Annotated in this window: 21 protein-coding genes and 1 pseudogene; all 22 read left to right on the top strand. The window is 62.9% G+C overall.

Annotated features, from left to right (window positions below; translation table 11 throughout):
• Window positions 1-265 (top strand): annotated as a pseudogene (locus CBW50_RS19310) (hypothetical protein); the annotation flags it as partial.
• 32 nt (window positions 266-297) lie between these two features.
• Window positions 298-786: a YbjN domain-containing protein gene (locus CBW50_RS19305; RefSeq protein WP_226936350.1), complete on the top strand. Its 489-nt coding sequence runs from the start codon at window positions 298-300 to the stop codon at window positions 784-786.
• A gap of 208 nt (window positions 787-994) precedes the next feature.
• Window positions 995-4,099, top strand: coding sequence for a DEAD/DEAH box helicase (locus CBW50_RS19300; protein WP_086147048.1), 3,105 nt, complete (start codon window positions 995-997; stop codon window positions 4,097-4,099).
• Between the two features lie 50 nt (window positions 4,100-4,149).
• Window positions 4,150-5,286: a PAS domain-containing sensor histidine kinase gene (locus tag CBW50_RS19295; protein ID WP_086147047.1), complete on the top strand. Its 1,137-nt coding sequence runs from the start codon at window positions 4,150-4,152 to the stop codon at window positions 5,284-5,286.
• A 137-nt stretch (window positions 5,287-5,423) separates the two neighbouring features.
• Window positions 5,424-6,104: a response regulator transcription factor gene (locus tag CBW50_RS19290; protein WP_034753797.1), complete on the top strand. Its 681-nt coding sequence runs from the start codon at window positions 5,424-5,426 to the stop codon at window positions 6,102-6,104.
• A gap of 17 nt (window positions 6,105-6,121) precedes the next feature.
• Window positions 6,122-6,268 (top strand): hypothetical protein, encoded by a 147-nt coding sequence (locus CBW50_RS29455; protein ID WP_172404819.1) that lies wholly within the window; start codon window positions 6,122-6,124, stop codon window positions 6,266-6,268.
• Window positions 6,269-6,402: 134 nt separating this feature from the next.
• Window positions 6,403-7,110, top strand: a complete 708-nt coding sequence (locus CBW50_RS19285; protein ID WP_086147053.1) for a transposase — start codon at window positions 6,403-6,405, stop codon at window positions 7,108-7,110.
• 193 nt (window positions 7,111-7,303) lie between these two features.
• Window positions 7,304-12,004: a glutamate synthase-related protein gene (locus CBW50_RS19280; RefSeq protein WP_086147046.1), complete on the top strand. Its 4,701-nt coding sequence runs from the start codon at window positions 7,304-7,306 to the stop codon at window positions 12,002-12,004.
• A gap of 68 nt (window positions 12,005-12,072) precedes the next feature.
• Window positions 12,073-13,536 carry a glutamate synthase subunit beta gene (locus tag CBW50_RS19275; RefSeq protein ID WP_086147045.1) on the top strand — a complete coding sequence of 488 codons (1,464 nt, stop codon included), beginning with the start codon at window positions 12,073-12,075 and terminating at the stop codon, window positions 13,534-13,536.
• A 240-nt stretch (window positions 13,537-13,776) separates the two neighbouring features.
• Window positions 13,777-14,586 (top strand): ABC transporter ATP-binding protein, encoded by an 810-nt coding sequence (locus CBW50_RS19270; protein WP_086137632.1) that lies wholly within the window; start codon window positions 13,777-13,779, stop codon window positions 14,584-14,586.
• Window positions 14,583-15,368, top strand: coding sequence for a lipid asymmetry maintenance ABC transporter permease subunit MlaE (gene mlaE, locus CBW50_RS19265; protein ID WP_086147044.1), 786 nt, complete (start codon window positions 14,583-14,585; stop codon window positions 15,366-15,368). Before CBW50_RS19270 ends, mlaE begins: the two co-directional genes overlap by 4 nt.
• 80 nt (window positions 15,369-15,448) lie before the next feature.
• On the top strand, window positions 15,449-15,919 hold the full coding sequence (gene mlaD, locus CBW50_RS19260; RefSeq protein WP_086147043.1) for an outer membrane lipid asymmetry maintenance protein MlaD: 471 nt from the start codon (window positions 15,449-15,451) through the stop codon (window positions 15,917-15,919).
• The gene (locus CBW50_RS19255) at window positions 15,916-16,800 is read left to right on the top strand and encodes a VacJ family lipoprotein (RefSeq protein ID WP_086147042.1); all 885 of its coding nucleotides are present in this window, start codon (window positions 15,916-15,918) and stop codon (window positions 16,798-16,800) included. Before mlaD ends, CBW50_RS19255 begins: the two co-directional genes overlap by 4 nt.
• A gap of 72 nt (window positions 16,801-16,872) precedes the next feature.
• Window positions 16,873-17,508, top strand: coding sequence for a phospholipid-binding protein MlaC (locus CBW50_RS19250; RefSeq protein ID WP_086147041.1), 636 nt, complete (start codon window positions 16,873-16,875; stop codon window positions 17,506-17,508).
• Window positions 17,509-17,560: 52 nt separating this feature from the next.
• Window positions 17,561-17,908, top strand: a complete 348-nt coding sequence (locus CBW50_RS19245) for an STAS domain-containing protein (RefSeq protein WP_070219654.1) — start codon at window positions 17,561-17,563, stop codon at window positions 17,906-17,908.
• Between the two features lie 209 nt (window positions 17,909-18,117).
• Window positions 18,118-19,035 (top strand): ABC transporter ATP-binding protein, encoded by a 918-nt coding sequence (locus CBW50_RS19240; protein ID WP_086147040.1) that lies wholly within the window; start codon window positions 18,118-18,120, stop codon window positions 19,033-19,035.
• A complete protein-coding gene (locus CBW50_RS19235) occupies window positions 19,032-19,793 on the top strand; it encodes an ABC transporter permease (RefSeq protein WP_076569463.1) in 762 nt (253 codons plus the stop codon). The genes CBW50_RS19240 and CBW50_RS19235 overlap by 4 nt, the downstream gene beginning before the upstream one ends.
• 46 nt (window positions 19,794-19,839) lie before the next feature.
• On the top strand, window positions 19,840-20,076 hold the full coding sequence (locus tag CBW50_RS19230) for a BolA family protein (RefSeq protein ID WP_010402134.1): 237 nt from the start codon (window positions 19,840-19,842) through the stop codon (window positions 20,074-20,076).
• Window positions 20,077-20,080: 4 nt separating this feature from the next.
• On the top strand, window positions 20,081-21,331 hold the full coding sequence (gene murA, locus CBW50_RS19225; protein ID WP_076569461.1) for a UDP-N-acetylglucosamine 1-carboxyvinyltransferase: 1,251 nt from the start codon (window positions 20,081-20,083) through the stop codon (window positions 21,329-21,331).
• A gap of 12 nt (window positions 21,332-21,343) precedes the next feature.
• Window positions 21,344-22,024, top strand: coding sequence for an ATP phosphoribosyltransferase (gene hisG, locus CBW50_RS19220; protein WP_035823105.1), 681 nt, complete (start codon window positions 21,344-21,346; stop codon window positions 22,022-22,024).
• Window positions 22,025-22,050: 26 nt separating this feature from the next.
• On the top strand, window positions 22,051-23,376 hold the full coding sequence (gene hisD / locus CBW50_RS19215) for a histidinol dehydrogenase (RefSeq protein WP_086147039.1): 1,326 nt from the start codon (window positions 22,051-22,053) through the stop codon (window positions 23,374-23,376).
• A 5-nt stretch (window positions 23,377-23,381) separates the two neighbouring features.
• A complete protein-coding gene (locus tag CBW50_RS19210) occupies window positions 23,382-24,344 on the top strand; it encodes a site-specific DNA-methyltransferase (RefSeq protein WP_086147052.1) in 963 nt (320 codons plus the stop codon).
• Window positions 24,345-24,359: the final 15 nt, after the last annotated feature.

Here is a 24,359-nt window from a genome sequence, read left to right as displayed (position 1 = left end):
GGACGGCGAAGTGGCGGCGCAGCGTGGCGCCTTGTCGCGCTGCGAAGCCAAGAATGCCCAGCTGTATGCAACCGGGCAAGAAATCCTGCAAGCGTATGAATCGCTCGACGTGCTGGGCGTCATGAAGGCGCGCCAGCCGTTCGCCGCGCAAAGCCGGGTCAAGCTGGAACAAATCGCCCAGCAGTATGGCGACCAGCTGTACCAGGGCCGCTTTGATGCGCGTCAAACAGAAACGCCTGCCGTGCCCGCGCCGGCACCCCAATAAATTGACTTTTTTTTGAAATGAATGGAATGACGATGGAAAACACGAATAACTTGCTGACCACCCTGAATGCCGAGCAAATGGCCGACGCCATCAAGACGGCCGGCTGCGCCGTCACCAGCATCGAACACGACGGCGTGGTGCGCCTGCACAGCGCCAGCCACGGCATCGGCTTTCAGGTGCTGTGGGGTAACGAAGCTGCGCCGGGCCAGTATGCGGACCTGACCCTGAGCTGCCCGCTGCGCGTGCAGGGCGGCGACTTGCCGGCCGGCTTGCTGGCCGAATGGCACCGCAGCAAGCGCTTCGCCCGCGTGGCCCAGCATGGCGATTTCGTCGTGCTGGAAATGGATGTGCTGGTCGCCGGCGGCGTCAGCAAGGAGTACCTGAATATCAATCTGCAATTGTGGACGCAGATGATGGGCCAGTTTTTCTTGTTCCTGCGCAACTTTACGCCGGCCGATGCGGCGCCAGCCGCCCCAGAGGCGGCCGCCAGCGTGACGGAAGAAGAAAGCGTGCCAGCCTGATAAGTCGCCCGCAGGCGGCGGAAATGGCCGACGGCGGGCCATTTTTGCCGCCTGCGCGGCAAGAGTGTCGTATTAAATACTTATTTTTTAGGCATCGCGCATTAAAACTGCTCAAAGAGCGTGTGTGAATCAAGCCAGCAACGCCTGTATGGCGGATAATATTGCCTGTTGCCGATTTGGATACGACCTTTACACAATAATGCGCCCCATGGATTTTACCCGCGACGAAACCAGTGAAACCCCAGTTGCCCCGGCCAGTACGCCGGGAGCGCCTTTGCCGTATGCCGTCGCCACCTGGCTGCAGCGGGTGGAGGCTGCCGCTCATCCGAAGGCCGTGCTGACGATAGCCGAGCCTGATCCCAAACTCAACGCGCATCGCCTGATCTACGTGCTGGCGCCCACCAGCGGCGGCCGCCACGTGGCCCTGTGCCTGTACAAGGCGCGCCTGCGGCCGAACGGCGACGTGGCGGCCGCTTCGCCCATCAGCGAAATCTTTTCCCTGCTGTCGGCGCCGCCCACGTTTTTGACGCCGGCCGATGAAGACCTCGTGCGCTTCTTCGTGGCCATGCGCAGCGGGCAGAACTCGCAGACGGGCAGCGCCACGGAACCGAAAGGCAAGGTGGGCGCGGCCCTGCTGAAAATGCTGGCCGAGCAGGATAAATTGCTGTGGGCCAATTCCTGGGCCGACGTCGGCAATGGCCTCGTGTATCCATTGAAGGAAGGTCCCGTGCGCCCGGCGCGCCTGTTCTGGCGCGACGAGGGCAAGACCATGCGCCTGGGCTGGCAAGTGGACCCGCCGGAAGGCGCGAAGCACCATGGCGCCGACCAGATCGACTACATGCTGCCCACGGACCCGCCGTGGTACATCGACAACCTGTCGTGCGGCGTGCTGGAACTGAACCAGGGCGGCTCCGACATTTCCCTGGCCGACCTGCAGGCGCTGGTGGCGCAGGCGCCGCCCCTGAACGCGAACGACAAGGTGCGCGTGTCGCAACTGCTGCTGGCGCAGGGGCTGCAGCACCTGATGCCGCTGCCGCAACCGCTGCCGCAGCGCTTGCGCAAGGACGTGCCGGCGCAACCGGTGTTGCTGCTCGACAGCGCCATGCTGGCCGACGGCAGCCTGCAGCGCTGGCATGACTTCGCCGTGCTGTCCTACGACTATGATGGCGAGCGCGTCTCGTTCGATCCGTCGCAGCGCGTGGTGCGGCAAGTGGGCGAGGTGACGGAAATTATCCAGAGAAATACGGTCGACGAGGCGCGCGCCCTGGCCACCCTGGCCGAGCTGCAATTCAAGAAGCCGGGCTCGGCCCCCTTGAGCGGGCTGAAAGGCGCCTTGCTGCTGCCTTCCCAGGCGGAATGGCTGCGTTTTGCCGAGTCCGGCATCGACGCCTTGCTGGAGCAGGGCTGGATCGTGGAAAAGACGGCCAAGTACCGCTACGATGTGAGCGACGTGGGCGACTGGTACGCGGAAATCGACGACCAGGACCCGGACAGCGGCAACGCCTGGTTCGAGCTGGAGCTGGGCATCGTCGTCAACCACGAGCGCGTGCCGCTGCTGCCCGTGCTGGTGCAGCTGATCCGCAACGCGCCCAACGATTTCAACCCGAAAGTCATCGAAGCGCATGCGGACGATGACCAGATGCTGGCGACCTTGCCGGACGGCACGCGCGTGGCGCTGCCGTGGGGCCGCGTGCGTCCCATTCTCAGTACCCTGGGCGAACTGTATTTCGGCGACAAGATCAGGCATGCCGTGCGCATGTCGACCCTGGACGCGGCGCGCCTGGAAGACCTGGCGCGCGGCCTGGAGCTGCAATGGACGGGCGGCGAGCAGCTGCGCGCCATGGGCCGCAAGCTGAGCCAGTTCGGTTCCGTGCAGAAAGTGGCGGCACCGGCCGGCCTGCAGGCCACCCTGCGCGACTACCAGGCCGATGGCCTGGCGTGGATGCAATTCCTGCGCGACCACGACCTAGCGGGCATCCTGGCCGATGACATGGGCCTCGGCAAGACCGTGCAAACGCTGGCGCATATCCTGGTGGAAAAGGAAGCGGGCCGCCTCACGCATCCGGCCCTCGTCATCGCGCCGACCAGCCTGATGGGCAACTGGCAGGACGAGGCGGCAAAATTTGCGCCCGGCCTGAAGGTGCTGCTGCTGCAAGGCAAGGACCGCGCCCAGCAATTCGACCAGATCGACCAGTGCGACCTGGTGCTGACGACCTACGCGCTGTTGCCGCGCGACGAGGAAACCCTGCGCGAGCATGATTTCCACCTGGTCATCCTCGATGAATCGCACTACATCAAGAATACGCGCAGCAAGGCGGCGCAAAGCGCGGGCCTGCTGCGCGCGCGCCACCGCCTGTGCCTGTCCGGCACGCCGCTGGAAAATCATCTGGGCGAATTGTGGTCGCAATTCCACTTCCTGCTGCCGGGCTTGCTTGGCGACGAGAAGACCTTCAATACGCAGTTCCGCCATCCGATCGAGCGCCAGGACGACCCGCTGCGGCGCATGCTGCTGAACCGCCGCATCAAGCCGTTCCTGCTGCGCCGCACGAAGGACAATGTGGCCAAGGAACTGCCGCCGAAGACGGAAATGGTGCGCAAGGTGGAATTGACGGGGCCGCAGCGCGACCTGTATGAAACCGTGCGTCTTGCGATGGATCAAAAGGTGCGTGAAGAAATCGACAAGAAGGGCGTGGCGCGCAGCCAGATCGTCATTCTCGAAGCGCTGCTGAAACTGCGGCAAGTGTGCTGCGACCCCCGCCTGGTGAAATCGCTGCCGGCCAAGAAGCAGTCGGCCGGCTCGGCCAAGCTGCTCGACCTGATGCAGATGGTGGAAGACTTGCTCGACGAAGGGCGCAAGATCCTCGTCTTCTCGCAATTTACCAGCATGCTGGAATTGATCGAGGAAGAGCTGGAATCGCGCGACATTCCCTACGCCCTGCTGACGGGCGAGACGAAGGACCGGGGCGCGCAAGTGGCGGCCTTCCAGCAGGGCGCCGTGCCCATCTTCCTGATCAGCCTGAAAGCGGGCGGCGTGGGCCTGAACCTGACGGCGGCCGACACGGTGATCCACTACGATCCGTGGTGGAATCCGGCGGCGGAAAACCAGGCCACGGACCGCGCCTGGCGCATCGGCCAGGACAAGCCCGTGTTCGTGTATAAACTGATCGCGAAGGGCACGCTGGAAGAAAAGATCCAGCTGCTGCAGCAAAAGAAATCGGAGCTGGCGCAATCGATCCTGGCCGAAGGCGAATCGCAGAAGATGGCCCTCACGCAGGAAGACTTGCAGCAGATTTTCGCCCCGCTCGAGGATTAACCATGTGGCAAGCTCTATACTTGGCGTTTTGATCTTGCCAGGTGTAAAGCATGCTGCCCTTCCTGCCGTTCCTTTTACTGCTGCTTGCCGGCGCCATCCTCATGGCGCTGCGTTTCGTCCAGCTGCGCCGCGCCCTGCTGCGCGCGCGCGGGGGCGAAGCGCAGTTCCGCCTGCTGCTTGAACACGGCCGCGACGCGGTTTTCCTGCTCGACGCCGCCACCCTCGACCTGATCTACATCAGCCCCGCCGCGCAGCGCCTGACGGGCCACGACTTGCCTGCCTTGCGCGAACACGCGGCGCGCCTGGCGGCGGATGTGCCGGCCCGCTTGCAGCGCTGGCGCGACGGCGACGCCAGCCGCGTGACCTTGCTGCGCGAAGTGGCACTGGCGCACGCCGACGGGCATGCGCTGGCGCTGGAAATCAGCTCGACCATCTTGCCAGCCGCGCACGGGCGCGGCGTGACCCTCGCCGGCAGCGTGCGCGACGTCAGCGCGGCGCACGCGCAGGAAGCGGCGCGGGAACAGGAGCAGAAGCGTTTCGCCTCGATGCTGTCGCATGAATTCCGCACGCCGCTGGCCACCATCGACGGCGCCATCCAGCGCCTGGTGTCGACTTCCGCCGAGGCTGACGAGGCCACGCGCAAGCGCTATGTGAAAATCCAGACGGCTGTCGACCGTCTGCTGGCCATGATCGATGATTATTTGTCGCCCGAACGCATGGCGGCCATCGGCCGCGAGCGGGCCGCCGACGGCATCGCGCCGCTGGCCCTGCTGCAGCAGGCGGCCGCCACCGTGCCCGCCAGCCACCGCGTGCGGCTGGAACTCGATGAAGACTTGCCGGCCCGGCTGCGCTGCGACGTGCCCGGCATGGCCCTGTGCCTGAAAATCCTGCTCGATAACGCCGTCAAGTTCAGCCCGCCGGGCAGCAGCATCACCGTGGCGGGACGGCGGGCCAGCGCCGGCGGCGTGGAACTGTGCGTGCGCGACGAGGGTCCCGGCGTGCCGGAGGCGGAACTGGCGCATATCTTCGAAAAAGGTTTCCGCGGAACCCATGCCGCGCATCCGGGCGCGGGCCTCGGACTGTACATGGCCCGCGCCGTCGTGGACGTGCATGGCGGGAGTTTGCAGGGGCATAATCTGCCCGAAGGCGGGGCAGTTTTCCGGATTTGGCTGCCGCTTCCTGTCTAGACAAGGAAAAGCCTTGCTTCCGCTGAAGTCAACCGTGATAATTCCTTGACGTAAACCTATCAGCCCGTCCATCATGGTGCAGAAGTGAATGGCATGGTTTGCCCACGGTTTGCTTACTAACAAAGAATGGCGTAGCAATGACGAAAATATTGATCGTCGAAGACAATCTGGACTACGCCGAAGACATGGCGGAATTCCTCGTTGAGCTCGAGCACGAAGTGCATATCACCAGCTCCGCTGGCGGCATGTGGACTGCATTGAGCCATGGAAATGTGGGCGTGGTCGTGCTCGACCTGGGCTTGCCCGATGAAGACGGCTTCAATGTCATCCCCCGCATGCGCCAGCTGTATCCGCAAATCGGCGTGCTGGTGCTGACGGGGCGCGTCGCCTTCGACAGCCGCATCCTCGGCTTGCGCCTGGGCGCCGACCATTATCTGACCAAGCCGATCAAGTTCCCCGAGCTGGCGGCCCACATCGAGGCGCTCGACCGCCGCGTCGGCCCGCAGGACCCCGTGCCCGAGCCGGGCAAGTGGACCTTGAAAGTGAGCGCTCGCCAACTTGAACTGATGGGCGCCGTCATCGCCCTGACGGAAAAGGAATTCAACTTCCTGCACCTGCTGACCATCAACACCCGCCCCGTGCCGCGCGACGTCATCGTGGCCGGCATGGGCGGCGAAGACCCCGATGCGGGCCGCCGGGTCGACATGCTCGTGTACCGGCTGCGCAAGAAAGCCAAGACAGGCCTGGGCCAGGACTTGCCGCTGCGCAGCGCGTATGGCGAGGGCTACAGCCTGTCGGCCAGCTTCAATTTGTCCTGATCGCCAGAGCGGTCCACATGAAACTGCGTTTCCTGCTTGGGCTGTTGCTGATCGTTGGGGCGTCCAGTGCTGTCCTGTGGCTGCGTCAGGAATGGAAAATCGACAGCTGTCTCGACAATGGTGGCCGCTGGAACTATTCACTTAGTGTTTGTGAGGGGGCATGAGCATCCTGTTCTCAAATCAAGGGACAGAGTCAATCGCTTTTTCAGGTATTTCAAATAAAACAGGGTCAGAGTCGCGTCCTGCGCGCGCAAGTGTGTAAAATCAAGGCCTTAGCCTTCATTTCATGATTTCTGCCATGGCCCGTTTGCCCCGCCTCATCATTCCCGCACTGCCCCATTACGTGATCCAGCGCGGCAGCAACCGCCAGAGCGTGTTCCAGGATGCACTCGATTACGCGCAATTTTTGTCCTGGCTGAAAACGGGCGCGAAAATGTTCAAGGTGGCCATCCACGCCTATGTTTTGTTGCCCGATCAGCTACATTTATTGGCCACCCCCAGCGATGCGACGGGCCTGGGACAGCTGATGCAGTGGCTGGGACGCTATTACGTGCCGTATTTCAATCAAAAATACGGCCGTGAAGGGGCGCTGTGGCAGGGACGCTACAAAACTTCCGTCATCGATCCCGACAATTTCTTCCTCACCTGCTGCCGCTACCTGGAGTCCGTGCCCGTGCAGACGGGCCTGGCGGGCCAGGCGCTCGATTACAGCTGGTCCAGCTATGCCCACCATGCGGGCGTGCGCCCCGATCCCGTGATCACCGACCATGCGCTGTACTGGGCGCTGGGCAACACGCCGTTCGACCGCGAAGCGGCGTACCTGCGCCTGTTCGAGCAGGGCCTGGGCAGCAGCCAGGTCAAGGTGGTGGAACAGGCTGTATTGAAGGGCTGGCCCCTGGGTTCCGACGCGTTCAAGCAGGCGCTGGAACTGAAAATGCAGCGGCAAGTACTGCCTGCCAAGCGGGGCCGTCCCCGCAAAACCGTGGCCGCATCGGACGCCAATTGAAAAGCATTCGCATTTAAAACAAAAATGGTTTCATTCTGACGATTTATTGAAATGGCTTCGACTATGTCCCTATTAAATTTTGCGGGAGACGCAAACCAATTTAATTCGACTCCGACCCTAATTGTTCTGGTTGAGTTTTTTGTTGCGTTGCACTACTCTAGTTTTTCGATATCCATACGCAGCGGAGAAGCCCATGAAAGCGCAAGGCCTGTACGACCCAGCCAATGAACACGATGCCTGCGGCGTCGGTTTCGTCGCCCATATCAAGGGCAACAAGACCCATTCGATCGTCGAACAGGGTTTGCTGATTCTGAAAAACCTCGATCACCGGGGCGCCGTGGGCGCCGATGCGCTGATGGGCGATGGCGCCGGCATCCTGATCCAGATTCCCGACCAGTACTACCGCGAAGAAATGGCCAAGCAGGGCGTGGAATTGCCGCCGCCTGGCGAATACGGCGTGGGCATGGTCTTCCTGCCGAAGGAACACGCGTCGCGCATCGCCTGCGAACAGGAAATCGAACGCGCCGTGCGCATCGAAGGACAAGTCGTGCTGGGCTGGCGCAACGTGCCCATCGATACGGACATGCCGATGTCGCCCACCGTGCGCGCCAAGGAACCGGTCATCCGCCAGATTTTCATCGGCCGCGGCCCGGACATCATGGTCACCGACGCGCTCGAGCGCAAACTGTATGTGATCCGCAAATCATCGGGCCACGCCATCCAGGCCTTGAAACTGCTGCACGGCAAGGAATTCTTCGTGCCGTCGATGTCGGCCCGTACCATCGTCTATAAGGGCTTGCTGCTGGCCGACCAGGTGGGCGTGTACTACAAGGACTTGCAGGATGCGCGCTGCATCTCGGCCCTGGCCCTCGTGCACCAGCGCTTCTCGACGAATACCTTCCCCGAATGGCCGCTGGCCCACCCCTACCGTTTGATCGCGCACAATGGCGAGATCAACACGGTGAAAGGCAATTTCAACTGGATGCGCGCGCGCGAAGGCGTGATGAAGTCGGCCGTGCTGGGCGACGACCTGCAGAAACTGTTCCCGCTGATCTATGAAGGCCAGTCCGACACGGCCTGCTTCGACAATGCGCTGGAACTGCTGCTGATGGCCGGCTATCCGATCGCCCAGGCGATGATGATGATGATTCCGGAAGCGTGGGAAAACCACACGACGATGGACGACAACCGCCGCGCCTTCTATGAATACCACGCGGCCATGATGGAACCGTGGGACGGCCCGGCCGCCATGGCGTTCACGGACGGCCGCCACATCGGCGGCACGCTGGACCGCAACGGCTTGCGCCCGGCCCGCTACATCGTCACGGACGACGACCTGGTGGTGATGGCGTCCGAATCGGGCGTGCTGCCGATCCCGGAATCGAAAATCATCCAGAAATGGCGCTTGCAGCCTGGCAAAATGTTCCTGATCGACCTGGAAGCGGGCCGCATCATCGACGACCAGGAATTGAAAAACACCTACGCCAACGCCAAGCCGTACAAGGCGTGGATCAACTCGGTGCGCATCAAGCTCGACGAGATCAAGCTGGCCGAAGGACAAGCGAAACTGGACCGCGCCCAGGGCGAAAAGGCCCAGCCGTCGCTGCTGGACCGCCAGCAGGCGTTCGGCTACACGCAGGAAGACCTGAAATTCCTCATGGCGCCGATGGCACTGGCCGGCGAAGAGGCGACGGGCTCGATGGGCAATGACTCGCCGCTGGCCGTCATGTCGAACAAATTGAAGCCTTTGTATAACTACTTCAAGCAATTGTTCGCGCAAGTGACGAACCCGCCGATCGACCCGATCCGCGAAGCGATGGTGATGTCGCTGGTGTCCTTCATCGGCCCGAAACCGAACTTGCTCGATACCAACAACGTCAACCCGCCGATGCGCCTGGAAGTGGCGCAGCCCGTGCTGGGCTTTGACGACATGGCGCGCTTGCGCAATATCAGCGCCCACACGGGCGGCAAGTTCAAGTCGTACGAACTGGACATCTGCTACCCGCTGGCCTGGGGCAAGGAAGGCGTGGAAGCGTGCCTGGCCTCGCTGTGCGCGGAAGCCGTCGACGCCGTCAAGTCCGGCCACAACATTTTGATCGTCTCGGACCGCGCCATCTGCGCCGACCAGGTGGCGATCCCCGCGCTGCTGGCCACCTCCACCGTGCACCAGCACCTGGTGAGCAAGGGCTTGCGCGCCTCCACCGGCCTCGTCGTGGAAACGGGTTCGGCCCGCGAAACGCACCACTTCGCCCTGCTGGCGGGCTATGGCGCGGAAGCCGTCCACCCGTATCTGGCCATGGAAACCCTGGTCGAGCTGGCGCACGGCTTGCCCGGTGACTTGTCCGGCGACAAAGCCATCTATAACTACACGAAGGCGGTGGGCAAAGGCTTGATGAAAGTCATGTCGAAGATGGGCATTTCCACGTATATGTCGTACTGCGGCGCGCAGATTTTCGAAGCCATCGGCTTGAACAAGTCGCTGGTGGACAAATACTTCAAGGGCACGGCCTCGAACGTGGAAGGCATCGGCGTGTTTGAAGTGGCGGAAGAGGCGCTGCGCCTGCATGCGCTGGCCTTCGGCGACGATCCCGTGTTGATGGATAAGCTTGACGCGGGCGGCGAGTATGCGTTCCGCGTGCGCGGCGAAGACCACATGTGGACGCCGGACGCGATTGCCAAGCTGCAGCACTCCACGCGCAGCAACAATTTCTCCAGCTACAAGGAGTATGCGCAAATCATCAACGACCAGAGCCGTCGCCACCTGACCCTGCGCGGCCTGTTCGAGTTCAAGCTTGACCCGACCAAGGCCATCCCGCTCGACGAAGTGGAACCGGCCAAGGAAATCGTCAAGCGCTTCGCCACGGGCGCCATGTCGCTCGGCTCCATCAGCACGGAAGCGCACGCGACCCTGGCAGTGGCCATGAACCGCATCGGCGGCAAGTCGAACACGGGCGAGGGCGGCGAAGATCCGAACCGCTACACGCAGGAACTGAAGGGCATCCCGATCCGCCAGGGCGACACCATGGCGTCCATCGTGGGCAGCAAGCAGATCGTCGTCGATATTCCCCTGCAGGAAGGCGATTCCATGCGCTCGCGCATCAAGCAGGTGGCCTCGGGACGTTTCGGCGTCACGGCCGCCTACCTGAACTCGGCCGACCAGATCCAGATCAAGATGGCGCAAGGCGCGAAACCGGGCGAAGGCGGCCAGTTGCCGGGCCATAAGGTGTCCGAATACATCGCCAGCCTGCGCTTTTCCGTGCCGGGCGTGGGCCTGATTTCGCCGCCGCCGCACCACGACATCTATTCGATCGAAGACCTGGCGCAGCTGATCCATGACTTGAAGAACGCCAATCCGCGCGCCTCGATTTCCGTCAAGCTGGTGTCGGAAGTGGGCATCGGCACGGTCGCCGCCGGCGTCACCAAGGCGAAAGCCGACCACGTCGTCGTCGCCGGCCATGACGGCGGCACGGGCGCCTCGCCATTGTCGTCCGTGAAGCATGCGGGCACGCCCTGGGAGCTGGGTCTGGCTGAAACACAACAAACATTAGTCTTGAACGGCTTGCGCAGCCGCATCCGCGTGCAGGCCGACGGCCAGATGAAGACGGGCCGCGACGTGGTCATCGCCGCCCTGCTGGGCGCCGACGAGATCGGTTTCGCCACGGCGCCGCTGGTGGTCGAAGGCTGCATCATGATGCGCAAATGCCACTTGAATACGTGCCCGGTGGGCGTGGCCACGCAAGACCCGGTGCTGCGCGCCAAGTTCTCGGGCAAGCCCGAGTATGTCGTCAATTACTTCTTCTTCGTTGCCGAAGAAGCCCGCCAACTGATGGCGCAGCTGGGCATCCGCAGCTACGATGAACTGATCGGCCGGGTCGACCTGCTCGACAAATCGAAGGCGATTTCGCACTGGAAGGCGCAGGGCCTGGACTTCTCGGCCATCTTCCACAAGCCGGAAACGACGGGCGAGCAAGCTTGCCGCCACGTGGAACACCAGGACCACGCGCTGGAAAAGGCGCTCGACCACAAGCTGATCGCGCAGGCGCGCGCGGCGCTGGAAAAGGGCGAGCGCGTTTCCTTCATCTCGCCCGTGCGCAACGTCAACCGCACGGTGGGCACCATGCTGTCCGGCGAAGTGGCGAAGAAATACGGCCATGCCGGCTTGCCGGACGACACCATCCACATCCAGCTGCAAGGCACGGCGGGCCAGTCGGCCTGCGCCTTCCTGGCGCACGGCATCACGATCGACCTGGTGGGCGAGGGCAACGATTACGTGGGTAAAGGTCTGTCCGGCGGACGCATCATCGTGCGGCCGAATACGGAATTCCGTGGCTGGGCCGTGGACAACATCATCATCGGCAACACGGTGCTGTACGGCGCCATCGCCGGCGAAGCCTTCTTCAATGGCGTGGCAGGCGAACGCTTTGCCGTGCGCAACTCGGGCGCCACCACGGTGGTCGAGGGCCTGGGCGACCATGGCTGCGAATACATGACGGGCGGCACGGTGGTGGTGCTGGGCAATACGGGACGCAACTTCGCGGCCGGCATGTCGGGCGGCATCGCCTATGTCTATGATCCGGCCGGCGACTTTGCCAGCAAGTGCAACACGGCCATGGTCAGCCTGGACAAGGTCGTGTCCGCAGCGGAACAGCATGTCGACCGCGACGCCTGGCATACGCAGCACCGCGACGGCGCGCCGGAAGCCGATGAAGTGATCCTCAAGCGCCTGATCGAGCGTCACTTCAAGCACACGGGCAGCACCCGCGCCCGCGTCCTGCTCGACGACTGGGCCGCGGCGCGCGGCAAGTTCGTGAAGGTCTTCCCGAACGAATATAAGCGCGCGCTGATCGAAATGGCAGCCGACGCCGCCATGGAAGTGCAAGCCGTCGCCGCCTGAGCCAGCCAAGATCAATGATACGGGAGCGGCCGAGCCGCTCCCCGCCAGCCAAATACAAAGGAAACATCGTGGGTAAAATTACCGGCTTCATGGAATTCAAGCGCCAGGACGAGCACTATCTGGAGCCTGCCGCGCGTCTGAAGAACTACAAGGAATTCGTCTTGCACCTGTCGGACGCCCAGGCGACCGTGCAGGGCGCGCGCTGCATGGATTGCGGCATCCCCTTCTGCACCACGGGTTGTCCCGTGAATAACATCATTCCTGACTGGAATGACCTCGTGTACCGCGGCGCCTACCGCGAAGCGCTCGATACCCTGCATTCGACGAACAACTTCCCGGAATTTACGGGCCGCATCTGCCCGGCGCCGTGCGAAGCGGCTTGTACCCTGGGCATACACGAAGATCCGGTCGGCATCAAGTCCATCGAGCATAAAATCATCGACATGGGCTGGGAACACGGCTGGGTCACGCCGCAGCCGGCCTCTTTTAGTACTGGCAAGAAAGTAGCCATCGTCGGTTCCGGCCCCGCCGGCCTGGCGGCGGCGCAGCAGCTGGCGCGCGCCGGCCACGCCGTCACCGTGTTCGAGAAGAGCGACCGGGTCGGCGGTTTGTTGCGTTACGGCATCCCTGACTTCAAGATGGAAAAGTCGCACATCGACCTGCGCGTGAAACAGATGGAAGCCGAAGGCGTGGTGTTCCGCACCAGCGTGCTGGTCGGCAAGGATTTCCCTGCCAACGTGAACAACTGGGCCAAGGAAACCATTTTCCCGGAAGACCTGGAAAAAGAATTTGACGCCGTCATCATGGCCGGCGGCGCCGAGCAGCCGCGCGACTTGCCCGTGCCGGGCCGCGACCTGAAAGGCGTGCATTTCGCCATGGATTTCCTGCCGCTGCAAAACAAGGTCAACGCGGGCGACAAGCTCAAGGACCAGATCAAGGCCACGGGCAAGCACGTGGTGGTGATCGGCGGCGGCGACACGGGTTCCGACTGCGTGGGCACCTCGAACCGCCATGGCGCCGCTTCCGTGGCCCAGTTCGAACTGATGCCGCAGCCGCCGGAACAGGAAAACAAGCCGCTCGTCTGGCCGTACTGGCCGACCAAGCTGCGCACCTCGTCCTCGCACGAGGAAGGCTGCGAGCGCGACTGGGCCGTGGCCACCAAGCGTTTCGAAGGCAAGGGCGGCAAGGTGGAAAAGCTGATCGCCTGCAGAGTCGAATGGAAAGACGGCAAGATGAGCGAAGTGCCGAACTCGGAATTCGAGATGAAGGCGGACCTGGTCTTCCTGGCCATGGGGTTTGTTTCCCCTGTGCAACAAGTGCTGCAAGCGTTCGGCGTCGATACGGATGCGCGCGGCAACGTCAAGGCCGGCACGGACGGCGAAGGCTGCTACCAGACGTCGGTGCCGAAAGTGTTCGCGGCCGGCGACATGCGCCGTGGCCAGTCGCTGGTGGTCTGGGCCATCCGCGAAGGGCGCCAGTGCGCGCGCGCCGTCGATGCCTTCCTGATGGGTGCTTCCTCGCTGCCACGCTAACGATTTGAGCTGGATCAAGCCAGGGCCACGGCGTGCAATGCGCCGTGGCCCTTGTTACTTGCTCATGCCGCCGTTTGTGGGCGCGGCGCGCGTGCAGGCTCGCGTTTTTTACAATAAAATATCTGACTTTCGATTCATTAGTGTTGTATTCTCCCCCTGTCCCGGGCTGTCCAGCGGGGTGTCTCAGCAGAGATTGGTGTTTCTGCACTACAATACGCCATTAAAATAGTGAGCTTCGTCGTGCCAAATCTTGTTGAAATCCGTGATTTACACTTTGCCTATGGAGAACGTTCGATTTTATCGGGCCTTCAAATGGATTTCCCACGTGGAAAAGTTGTGGCCGTCATGGGTGGTTCCGGCAGTGGCAAGACGACCGTACTGCGCCTGATCGGCGGGCAGCTGCGTCCCAGTTCCGGCTCCGTCAATGTCGACGGCCAGATCGTGCATACGCTGGGGACGGACCAGCTATACCAGCTGCGCCGCAAGATGGGCATGCTGTTCCAGCATGGCGCCCTGTTTACGGACTTGACGGCGTTCGAGAACGTGGCCTTCCCCCTGCGCGAACACACGGACTTGAATGAAGAGCTGATCCGCACCCTGGTGCTGATGAAGCTGCACGCCGTGGGCTTGCGCAATGCGGCGCAATTGAAGCCGGCCGAGATTTCCGGCGGCATGGGCCGCCGCGTCGCCCTGGCGCGCGCCATCGCGCTCGACCCCGAACTGATCATGTATGACGAGCCGTTCGCCGGCCTGGACCCGATTTCCATGGGCGTGACGGCCAATTTGATCCGCAATCTGAACGATGCGCTGGGCTCCACGTCTATCCTGGTATCGCACGATGTAAAGGAGTGTTTTGCCATCGCTGATTACGTCTATTTTCTGTCATCGGGCAAGATTGTGGCGCACGGTACGCCGGCCGAAATGGCTGTCTCGACGCATCCGTACGTGAAGCAGTTCGTCAACGCCGAGGCCGATGGCCCCGTGCCGTTCCACTACCCGGGCAAGTCGCTGGCCGACGACCTGGGGCTGCACGCGGGAGCGGGCCGATGATCGCGGGTTTCCTGGCGGCGATCGGAGCATGGTTGCGCAATTCGGTACAAGACCTCGGCTTTGCCGTGCGTTCCTTCTTTCTCATCATCGCCTCCTCGGGGGGCTTGTGGCGCCGTCCGCACTTGCTTCTCGAGCAATTGTTTTACATCGGCAGCCGCTCGGTGGTGATCATCGCCGTGTCCGGCCTGTTCGTCGGCATGGTGCTGGGTTTGCAAGGCTATTACACGCTGAGCACCTTTGGCGCGACGCAATCGCTGGGGCAATTGGTGGCGCTGTCACTGATGCGTGAGCTGGGTCCGGTCGTCACGGCCCTGCTGTTCGCTGGCCGCGCCGGCACCTCGCTGACGGCCGAAATCGGCCTGATGAAGGCCGGCGAGCAGCTGTCGGCCATGGAAATGATGGCCGTCAACCCGATCCAGCGCGTGCTGGCGCCCCGTTTCTGGGCCGGCGTGATCGCCATGCCTATCCTCGGCGGCATCTTCACGGCCGTCGGCGTCATCGGCAGCTACCTGGTCGGCGTGGTGCTGATCGGCGTCGATGAAGGCTCGTTCTGGTCGCAGATGCAGGGCGGCGTAAATGTTTGGAAAGATATTGGCAACGGTACCTATGTCAAAAGCTTGGTCTTCGGCATTGCGGTGACGTTCATCGCGCTGTTCCAGGGTTACCAGGCACAGCCGACGCCGGAAGACGTGTCCGGCGCCACCACGCGCACTGTTGTTATTTCGTCACTGATGGTGTGGTGGCTCGATTTCATGATGACGGCTTTGATGTTTAGCAAGTAATTACAGATCAGCAAAAAAAAATAGCGGCCTGGGCGGGATCTGCGCAGGTGGCGGCAAGTAAAAATTATTTAGGATTGTTTATGCAACGTAAATCTTTGGATGTCTGGGTAGGCTTGTTCGTCTTGCTGGGCGTGGCGGCGGTGATGTTTCTCGCGTTCAAGGCCGGCAATATGAGCTCGCTGTCGTTCAGCAAGACGTATACCATTACTGCGAAATTCGACAACATTGGCGGCCTCAAGCCGCAGGCGCCCGTCAAGGGCGCCGGCGTGGTGGTCGGGCGCGTGGCGGAGATCCGCTTTGACGACAAGACCTACCAGGCGCTGGTGAAACTGGACATCGAAGACGGTTACAAATTTCCGAAAGACAGCTCGGCCAAGATTCTGACGGCCGGTTTGCTGGGTGAGCAGTATATCGGCCTGGAAGCGGGCGGTGATCTGGCGAACCTGGCAGAGGGCGACAAGATCGCCCGCACTCAATCGGCCACAGTGCTGGAAGACCTGATCAATCAGTTCATCTACAGCAAGGCAGCGGAAGGAAAGGACAGCAAATGAGCGAGTCGACCATGAAATTCCAAGGCAGCCTGGCGCGTATCGGCCTGGCCCTGGCCATCGCCGCCAGCGTGAGCGCGTGCGCCACCGGCACCAATCCGCGCGACCCGCTGGAAGGGTATAACCGCGCCATGTTCAAGTTCAACGATACCGTCGACCAGGTGGCGCTGAAACCTGTCGCCACGGCCTACAAGACGGTCACGCCGTCGTTCGTGCAGACGGGCATCGGCAACTTCTTCGGCAACCTGGCCGATGTGTGGAGCGCCGTAAATAACTTGCTGCAAGGCAAGGGCGAGGCGGGCTTGCAGGACGTCGTGCGCGTCAGCATGAACTCGACCTTCGGCATTTTCGGCCTGATCGATTTCGCCTCGCAGGCGGGCATTCCGAAGCACAGCGAAGATTTCGGCCAGACCCTGGGCTGGTATGGCGTCCAGCCTGGTCCGTACGTGATGCTGCCGCTGCTGGGCCCATCGACCGTGCGCGACACGGTGGCCCTGCCGCTCGACATCACGGGCGATCCATGGCGCTACAAGGACCCGGTCAATGTGCGCAATATCGGCACGGTAACGCGCGTGGTCGACAAGCGCGCCGCCCTGCTCGACGCGACGAACCTGATGGAAGCGGCCGCGCTGGACCGCTATGAATTCATCCGCGACGGCTTCCTGCAGGCGCGCGAAAGCAAGGTTTTCGATGGCGATACGGACCGCCGCGACCGCAAAGTGCCAAAAAACGACACCAGCGATGACGCGCCCGAGTACGATGCGAAACCACAGCCGGCCCCTGCGGAAGCCGCGCCAGCCGTGGCGGCGGCCGATGCGGCGCCCGCCGGCCTCGTAACATCTGGTAGCAATACCGTGGCCGCCGAGGCCAGGCCCCAGGAGTAAACTGCGGGACAAGACCACCACGGCTGCGATCAACGCCAGCCGGTGCATAGCAACACCATGAAAGGTAGAACCATGAAATTGATGAAACAATTGCTGGCGATGGCGACCATCGCCTTTGCCACCGCCGCCCAGGCCGCCCCTGCCGTGGAAGCGCCCGACGTGTTGGTCAAGCGCATCAGCCAGGACGTGATCGATACGGCCAAGGCCGACAAGGCGATCCAGGCGGGTGATATCAAGCGCGTCACGGAATTGGTAGAAAGCAAAATCTTGCCGTACGTGGATTTCCAGCGCATGACGTCGCTGGCCGCCGGCCGTTTCTGGCGCGACGCCACGCCGGACCAGCAAAAGCAGCTGTCGGCGGAGTTCCGTACCCTGCTGATCTACACGTATTCGGGCGCCTTGTCGCAGATCAAGAACGAAACCGTGGAATTCAAGCCGCTGCGCGCCGACCCGAGCGATACGGAAGTGGAAGTGCGCTCGCAGGTCAACGTGGCGCGCGGCGAACCCGTGCCCCTGAACTACCGCGTGGCGAAAACCCCGGCCGGCTGGAAGATCTATGACATCAACGTGCTGGGCGCCTGGCTGGTGGAAACCTACAAAAGCAGCTTTGCCAGCGAAATCAGCAAGGGCGGCATCGATGGCCTGATCAAGACCCTGCAGGCAAAAAACAAGGCCCTGGCCAGCCGTCCTGCCGCCAAAGCCAAATAATCGGCTATCATATAGCTCCAGACCCAGCTCCAGACCAGCGCAGCCCGACGCCATGCCCGATTCTCTCGACACCTTGCAGTCCCTGACTTCCCTGACCGTGCACAATGCCACTTCGGCATTGGAGCAGGGTCTGGACGCCATCCGCTCGGGTCAGACGAAGTTCGATCTGCGCAACGTCAAGGCCGTCGATTCGGCCGCCGTCTCCGTCATGCTGACGTGGCAACGCGCCGCGCAGGATGCGGGCGGCGTGCTGGAGCTGAAGAACCTGCCGAACAACCTGAAAAACCTCACCAAGCTGTATGGCGTCTGCTCGCTCGTCTCGAGCACCCTGACGGCTGACGACTGCGCCAGCGCCGGCGGCCACGCCGAACGCAGCCCGTCCGACCTGCATCATCATTGATCCTGTCCCACTCCCCGCATCAGCAGTAGCTTTCAAGCCGGCAAGCCAGCAGCGCCGCCGGATTGAACTCCAAGTGTTCCACGAAGTTTCCAACTATAATTGACTGTTGCGCTACCCTCCACGGAAGGGGCGCCCTGCACCGGCCTGCCGGCCTGGATTGTCCCGGCACTGGCGCATCACACCAGACGCATTACACTTGAAACAAGCACATGACCGCAATTCAAATCACGAATGTAGAAAAGAGCTATAAATCGCTCAAGGCGCTGGGCGGCGTGTCGCTGGCCATCGAGGAAGGCGAGTTTTTCGGCCTGCTCGGCCCGAATGGCGCCGGCAAGACCACCCTCATTTCCATCATCGCCGGCCTGATACGCCCCGACGCGGGCACCGTCAAGATCCACGGCCACGACGTGGTCAAGGACTTCCGCAACGCGCGCCGCAACCTGGGCGTGGTGCCGCAGGAACTGGTGTTCGACCCGTTTTTCACCGTGCGCGAAACCCTGCGCCTGCAGTCCGGCTATTTCGGCCTGCCGAACAACGACAAGTGGATCGACGAGGTCATGGAAAACCTCGACCTGACCGGCAAGGCCGACACCAACATGCGCGCCCTGTCCGGCGGCATGAAGCGCCGCGTGCTCGTGGCCCAGGCGCTGGTGCACAAGCCGCCCGTCATCGTGCTCGATGAGCCGACGGCCGGCGTCGACGTGGAGCTGCGCCAGACCCTGTGGAAGTTCATCTCGCGCCTGAACCGCGAGGGCGGCCACACGGTCGTGCTGACCACCCACTACCTGGAAGAGGCGCAAGCCATGTGCCAGCGCGTGGCCATGCTGAAGACCGGCAAGGTGGTGGCGCTCGACACCATGTCGGCGCTGATCCGCCGCATCGCCGGCTCGCAGCTGCAGCTGCACCTGAAAAACGGCAGCCTGCCGGCCGACCTGCGGCACCTGGTGCTGCACCCGGAAGAACAGCAGGCGCCGAACAAGTTCAGCCTGCGCGTCAACGAATACAGCGAAGTCGAGAAAATCCTCGCCCGCCTGCGCGAGGCGGGCGTCGAAATCGATGAAATGCAATTGCAACAAGCCGACCTGGAAGATATCTTCTTGCAGATCATGGATAAAGGTACCGTATGATTTCGACAGGATTTCGCACCCTCGTCTACAAAGAGACGCTGCGCTTCTGGAAAGTGGCGACGCAAACCGTGGCCGCGCCCGTGCTCACGTCCATGCTGTACCTGCTGGTGTTCGGCCATGTGTTGGATGGCCGCGTCGAGCCCAGCCCCGGCGTCAGCTACACGGCCTTCCTGATTCCCGGCCTGGTGATGATGAGCGTGCTGCAAAACGCATTCGCCAATTCCTCGTCCTCGCTGATCCAGTCGAAGATCACGGGCAACCTGGTGTTCGTGCTGCTCACCCCCCTGTCGCACTGGGAAATCTTCTCGGCGTATGTACTCGCTTCCGTCGCGCGTGGCCTGGCCGTGGGCTTTGGCGTCTTTGCCATCACCTGCTGGTTCGCCGACCTGTCGTTTGTCGCCCCGCTGTGGATCGTCATCTTCGCCTTCCTGGGCGCCGCCATGCTGGGCACCATGGGCCTGATCGCCGGCATCTGGGCCGAGAAATTCGACCAGCTGGCCGCCTTCCAGAACTTTTTGATCATGCCGGCCACCTTTTTGTCGGGCGTGTTCTATTCGATCCACTCGCTGCCCGCCTTCTGGCAGACGGTATCGCACCTGAACCCTTTCTTCTACATGATCGACGGCTTCCGCTACGGCTTCTTCGGCACCTCCGACGTCAGCCCGTGGCTCAGTCTTTCCATCGTCGCCGGCTTCCTCGTGATCCTGGCGCTGGCATCGATCCGCCTGCTGAAGAGCGGTTATCGTTTGCGCCACTAATTGCGGCACATCACATCACTACATTATTCAATATCAAGGACTTATCGTGACCACCACTCCAGAACTGATCCACGGCTACCTGTCGGCCGGCCTCGAATGCACGCACCTCGAAGTGGAGGGCGACGGCCAGCACTTCCAGGCCGTGATCGTCTCGCCCGCGTTTGCCGGCAAGCGCCTGATCGCCCGCCACCAGATCGTCTACGCGGCGCTGGGCGACCGCATGCGCGAGGAAATCCACGCGCTGTCGATGAAAACCCTGACACCTGAAGAATTCCAAGGATAAGCACATGGACAAGCTCCTCATCAACGGCGGCAACCGCCTGAACGGCGACATCGCCATCTCCGGCGCGAAAAACGCCGCCCTGCCCATCCTGTGCGCGGGCCTGCTGACCGCGGGCGACCTGGACCTGACGAACGTGCCGCACCTGCACGACGTGGCCACCATGCTCAAGCTGCTGGGCCAGACGGGCCTGAAAGTGCAGCAGGACGGCGACCGCGTGGTCCTCAACGGCAGCGCCATCACCACCCTGGAAGCGCCGTATGAACTGGTGAAAACCATGCGCGCCTCGATTCTCGTGCTCGGCCCCATGCTAGCGCGCTTCGGCGAAGCCAAGGTCTCGCTGCCGGGCGGCTGCGCCATCGGTTCGCGCCCCGTCGACCAGCACATCAAGGGCCTGGAAGCGCTGGGCGCCGAGATCCGCATCGAGGCCGGCTACATCTACGCCAAGTGCGCCAAACTGAAAGGCGCGCGCATCGTCACCGACATGATCACCGTCACCGGCACCGAAAACCTGCTGATGGCCGCGACCCTCGCCGAAGGCGAGACCATTCTGGAAAACGCCGCCTGCGAACCGGAAGTGACCGACCTGGCGCACCTGCTGGTGGCCATGGGCGCGAAGATCGACGGCATCGGCACCAGCCGCCTGGTGATCCAGGGCGTCGACGCCCTGCACGGCGCCTCGCACGCGGTGATTGCCGACCGCATCGAAACGGGTACCTTCCTGTGCGCCGTGGCGGCCACCGGCGGCGACATCACCCTGCGCAACGTGCGCACCGACATCCTCGACGCGGCGCTCGACAAGCTGCGCGCCATGGGCCTGACGATGACCTTCGGCGCCGACTGGATCCGCGCCGAGATGTCGGCCCGTCCGAACCCCGTCAGCTTCCGCACCACGGAATACCCGGGCTTCCCGACCGACATGCAGGCGCAGTTCATGGCCGTCAACACGATCGCCAACGGCGCCAGCCGCGTCACCGAGACGATTTTCGAGAACCGCTTCATGCACGTGCAGGAAATGAACCGCCTGGGCGCCGACATCACCATCGAGGGCAACACGGCCATCATCGCCGGCGTCAAGCAGCTGCGCGGCGCGCCCGTGATGGCGACCGACCTGCGCGCCTCGGCCTCGCTGGTGATCGCCGCCCTGGCCGCCGACGGCGAAACCCTGATCGACCGCATCTATCACCTCGACCGTGGCTATGACCGCATGGAAGTCAAATTGTCGGCCGTCGGCGCGAACATCGTACGTATTAAATAACAAGGAACGAGCATGAACGGATCGAACAACGGTGACAGCTCCCAGCTGATCCTGGCGCTGTCAAAGGGCCGCATTTTTGAAGACACCATGCCGCTGCTGGAAGCGGCCGGCATCAAGGTGCTGGAAAACCCGGAGACTTCGCGCAAGCTGATTTTGGCCACCAATGATCCGAACGTGCGCGTCATCATCGTGCGCGCCAGCGACGTGCCGACCTACGTGCAGTACGGCGCGGCCGATTTCGGCGTGGCGGGCAAGGATGTGCTGCTCGAACACGGCGGCGAAGGCCTGTACCAGCCGATCGACCTGAATATCGCCTCCTGCCGCATGTCGGTGGCGGTGCAGGCCGGTTTTGACTACGAAAAGGCCGTGCACCAGGGCGCGCGCCTGCGCGTGGCTACCAAGTTCGTGCACACGGCGCGCGAGCACTTCGCCGCCAAGGGCGTGCACGTCGACCTGATCAAGCTGTATGGCTCGATGGAGCTGGCGCCGTTGGTCGGCCTGTCCGACGCCATCGTCGACCTGGTCAGCACGGGCAGCACTTTGCGCGCGAACAACCTCGTCGAGGTCGAGCACATCATGGAAATTTCGTCGCGCCTGGTGGTCAACCAGGCGGCATTAAAGCTCAAGCGCGAGCGCTTGCAGCCGATTATCGAGGCGTTTGAACGCGCCTCGCAAACTGCCTCACAAGCCTAGACACATTCAGTAGCAGAAAGCCGATTATGCCGATACAGATACGCAAGCTCGATTCAAGCCAGGAAGGTTTCCAACAATCGCTCGATACGCTGCTGGCGTTCGAGGCGGGTACCGATGCGGCGATTGAAACGTCGGTCGCAAAAATCCTGGCCGATGTGAAAACGCGCGGCGACGCCGCCGTCCTGGAGTACACCAACCGTTTCGACCGCATCCCGCATGGCGGCGCGGCGGAAATGGCGGCGTTTGACATTTCGCAAGCCGAACTGCAGGCGGCCCTGAACGGCCTGCCGTCGGCCCAGCGCGAGGCGCTGCAGATCGCCGCGCAGCGCATCCGCGCCTTCCACGAACGCCAGCGCGAGGAACTGCGCGGCTTTAGCTACACCGAGCCCGATGGCACGGTGCTGGGGCAAAAAATCACGCCGCTGGACCGGGTCGGCATCTACGTCCCGGGCGGCAAGGCCGCGTATCCGTCGTCCGTGCTGATGAACGCCATTCCCGCGCACGTGGCGGGCGTGGGCGAGATCACCATGGTGGTGCCGACGCCCGATGGCGTGAAAAACCAGATGGTGCTGGCCGCCGCCGCGATCGCGGGCGTGACGCGCGTGATCACCATCGGCGGCGCGCAAGCCGTCGGCGCGCTGGCCTACGGCACGCAGACGATCGCCGCCGTCGATAAAATCGTCGGCCCGGGCAACGCCTATGTAGCCGCCGCCAAGCGCCGCGTGTTCGGCATCGTCGGCATCGACATGATCGCGGGGCCTTCCGAAATCCTGGTGCTGTGCGACGGCACGACGGACCCGGACTGGGTCGCCATGGACCTGTTTTCGCAGGCCGAGCACGACGAGCTGGCGCAGGCCATCCTGCTGTGCCCGGACGCCGCGTACATCGCGCAAGTGGAGGCGAGTATCGCCAGGCTGCTGCCGACGATGCCGCGCCAGGCCACCATCAGCACTTCGCTGGCCGACCGCGGCGCGCTGATCAAGGTGCGCAGCATGCAAGAAGCGTGCGAGATCGCCAACAGCATCGCCGCCGAACACCTGGAAATCTCGGCGGACAACCCGCAGCAGTGGGCCGAGCAGATCCGCCACGCGGGCGCCATGTTCCTGGGCCGCTTTTCGTCCGAATCGCTGGGCGACTATTGCTGCGGTCCCAATCACGTGCTGCCGACGTCGCGCACGGCGCGCTTTTCGTCGCCGCTGGGCGTGTACGACTTCCAGAAGCGCTCGTCCATCATTCACGTGAGCGAAGCGGGCGCGCAGACCCTGGGCCGTGTCGCCGCCACCCTGGCGTATGGCGAAGGCTTGCAGGCCCACGCGCGCAGCGCCGAACTGCGTCTGAAGCCGCAGCCATGACGACGATGGCGGACCAGCCGGACTGGGTCAACCGGGTCTATTGCGAAGACGCGCTGGCGGGGCTGGCGCGCATTCCCGATGGTTCCGTGGACCTGATCCTGACGGACCCGCCTTACAACCTGGGCAAGGATTACGGCAATGCCTCGGACCAGCAGTCGGTGGCCGACTACCTGCGCTGGACGGAAGAATGGATCGATGCGGCGCTGCCCAAGCTGAAAGCCAACGGCAGCCTGTATATCTTTCTGACCTGGCGCTATTCGCCGGAGATCTTCGTCATGCTGAAACAGCGCATGGCGATGATGAATGAAATCATCTGGGACCGCCGCGTGCCGTCCATGGGCGGCAGTGTGCGCAGCTTTTCATCGGTGCACGACACCATCGGCTTCTTCGTCAAGCGCAAGGATTACTACTTCGACCTTGACGCGGTGCGCATCGCCTACGACGCGGCCACCAAGAAAGCCCGCTCGCGCTCGATCTTCATCGGCGCGAAATGGCTGGAAGTGGGCTACAACCCGAAAGACTTGTGGAGCGTCTCGCGCCTGCACAAGGAACACCCGGAACGGGCCGACCACCCGACGCAAAAGCCGCTGGAAATCATCGAGCGCATGGTCAAGGCCTCGTGCCCGCCCGGCGGCGTGGTGCTCGACCTGTTCATGGGCAGCGGCACCACGGCCCTGGCGGCCAGGCGCTGCGGACGCGATTTCGTCGGTTTTGAGCTCAATCCCGACTACTGCGCCATCATCGAGCAGCGCCTGGCGGCATTGACGCAGGAGCTGGCCGAGCCGGCCGCGCCGCAGCCTGAGAAAAAGGCGCCGGCCAAGCGCCGTGCCGCGGCGACGGGTGCCGCGCCGAAGGCCGCCAAGGCGGCCGCGAAGAAGCCGGCGGCGGCGAAAAAGCCGCCCGCCGTGAAAAAAGCGCCGGCCCGCAAGGCGCGCAACGTTAGCGTGCCGGAAGACGTCGTCGTTTAGTCTCCATTAAATTTC

The organism is Janthinobacterium sp. GW458P, from assembly GCF_002127585.1.
Lineage (GTDB): Bacteria > Pseudomonadota > Gammaproteobacteria > Burkholderiales > Burkholderiaceae_D > Janthinobacterium.
Note: the sequence above shows the minus strand (reverse complement) of the source record. Positions and strands in the feature narration are given on the sequence as shown.

Coding starts and splice junctions, on each gene's coding strand:
- CBW50_RS19305 (WP_226936350.1), top strand. CDS start 298: ATGGAAAACACGAATAACTTGCTGACCACCCTGAATGCCGAGCAAATG.
- CBW50_RS19300 (WP_086147048.1), top strand. CDS start 995: ATGGATTTTACCCGCGACGAAACCAGTGAAACCCCAGTTGCCCCGGCC.
- CBW50_RS19295 (WP_086147047.1), top strand. CDS start 4,150: ATGCTGCCCTTCCTGCCGTTCCTTTTACTGCTGCTTGCCGGCGCCATC.
- CBW50_RS19290 (WP_034753797.1), top strand. CDS start 5,424: ATGACGAAAATATTGATCGTCGAAGACAATCTGGACTACGCCGAAGAC.
- CBW50_RS29455 (WP_172404819.1), top strand. CDS start 6,122: ATGAAACTGCGTTTCCTGCTTGGGCTGTTGCTGATCGTTGGGGCGTCC.
- CBW50_RS19285 (WP_086147053.1), top strand. CDS start 6,403: ATGGCCCGTTTGCCCCGCCTCATCATTCCCGCACTGCCCCATTACGTG.
- CBW50_RS19280 (WP_086147046.1), top strand. CDS start 7,304: ATGAAAGCGCAAGGCCTGTACGACCCAGCCAATGAACACGATGCCTGC.
- mlaE (WP_086147044.1), top strand. CDS start 14,583: ATGATCGCGGGTTTCCTGGCGGCGATCGGAGCATGGTTGCGCAATTCG.
- mlaD (WP_086147043.1), top strand. CDS start 15,449: ATGCAACGTAAATCTTTGGATGTCTGGGTAGGCTTGTTCGTCTTGCTG.
- CBW50_RS19255 (WP_086147042.1), top strand. CDS start 15,916: ATGAGCGAGTCGACCATGAAATTCCAAGGCAGCCTGGCGCGTATCGGC.
- CBW50_RS19250 (WP_086147041.1), top strand. CDS start 16,873: ATGAAATTGATGAAACAATTGCTGGCGATGGCGACCATCGCCTTTGCC.
- CBW50_RS19245 (WP_070219654.1), top strand. CDS start 17,561: ATGCCCGATTCTCTCGACACCTTGCAGTCCCTGACTTCCCTGACCGTG.
- CBW50_RS19240 (WP_086147040.1), top strand. CDS start 18,118: ATGACCGCAATTCAAATCACGAATGTAGAAAAGAGCTATAAATCGCTC.
- CBW50_RS19235 (WP_076569463.1), top strand. CDS start 19,032: ATGATTTCGACAGGATTTCGCACCCTCGTCTACAAAGAGACGCTGCGC.
- murA (WP_076569461.1), top strand. CDS start 20,081: ATGGACAAGCTCCTCATCAACGGCGGCAACCGCCTGAACGGCGACATC.
- hisG (WP_035823105.1), top strand. CDS start 21,344: ATGAACGGATCGAACAACGGTGACAGCTCCCAGCTGATCCTGGCGCTG.
- hisD (WP_086147039.1), top strand. CDS start 22,051: ATGCCGATACAGATACGCAAGCTCGATTCAAGCCAGGAAGGTTTCCAA.
- CBW50_RS19210 (WP_086147052.1), top strand. CDS start 23,382: ATGGCGGACCAGCCGGACTGGGTCAACCGGGTCTATTGCGAAGACGCG.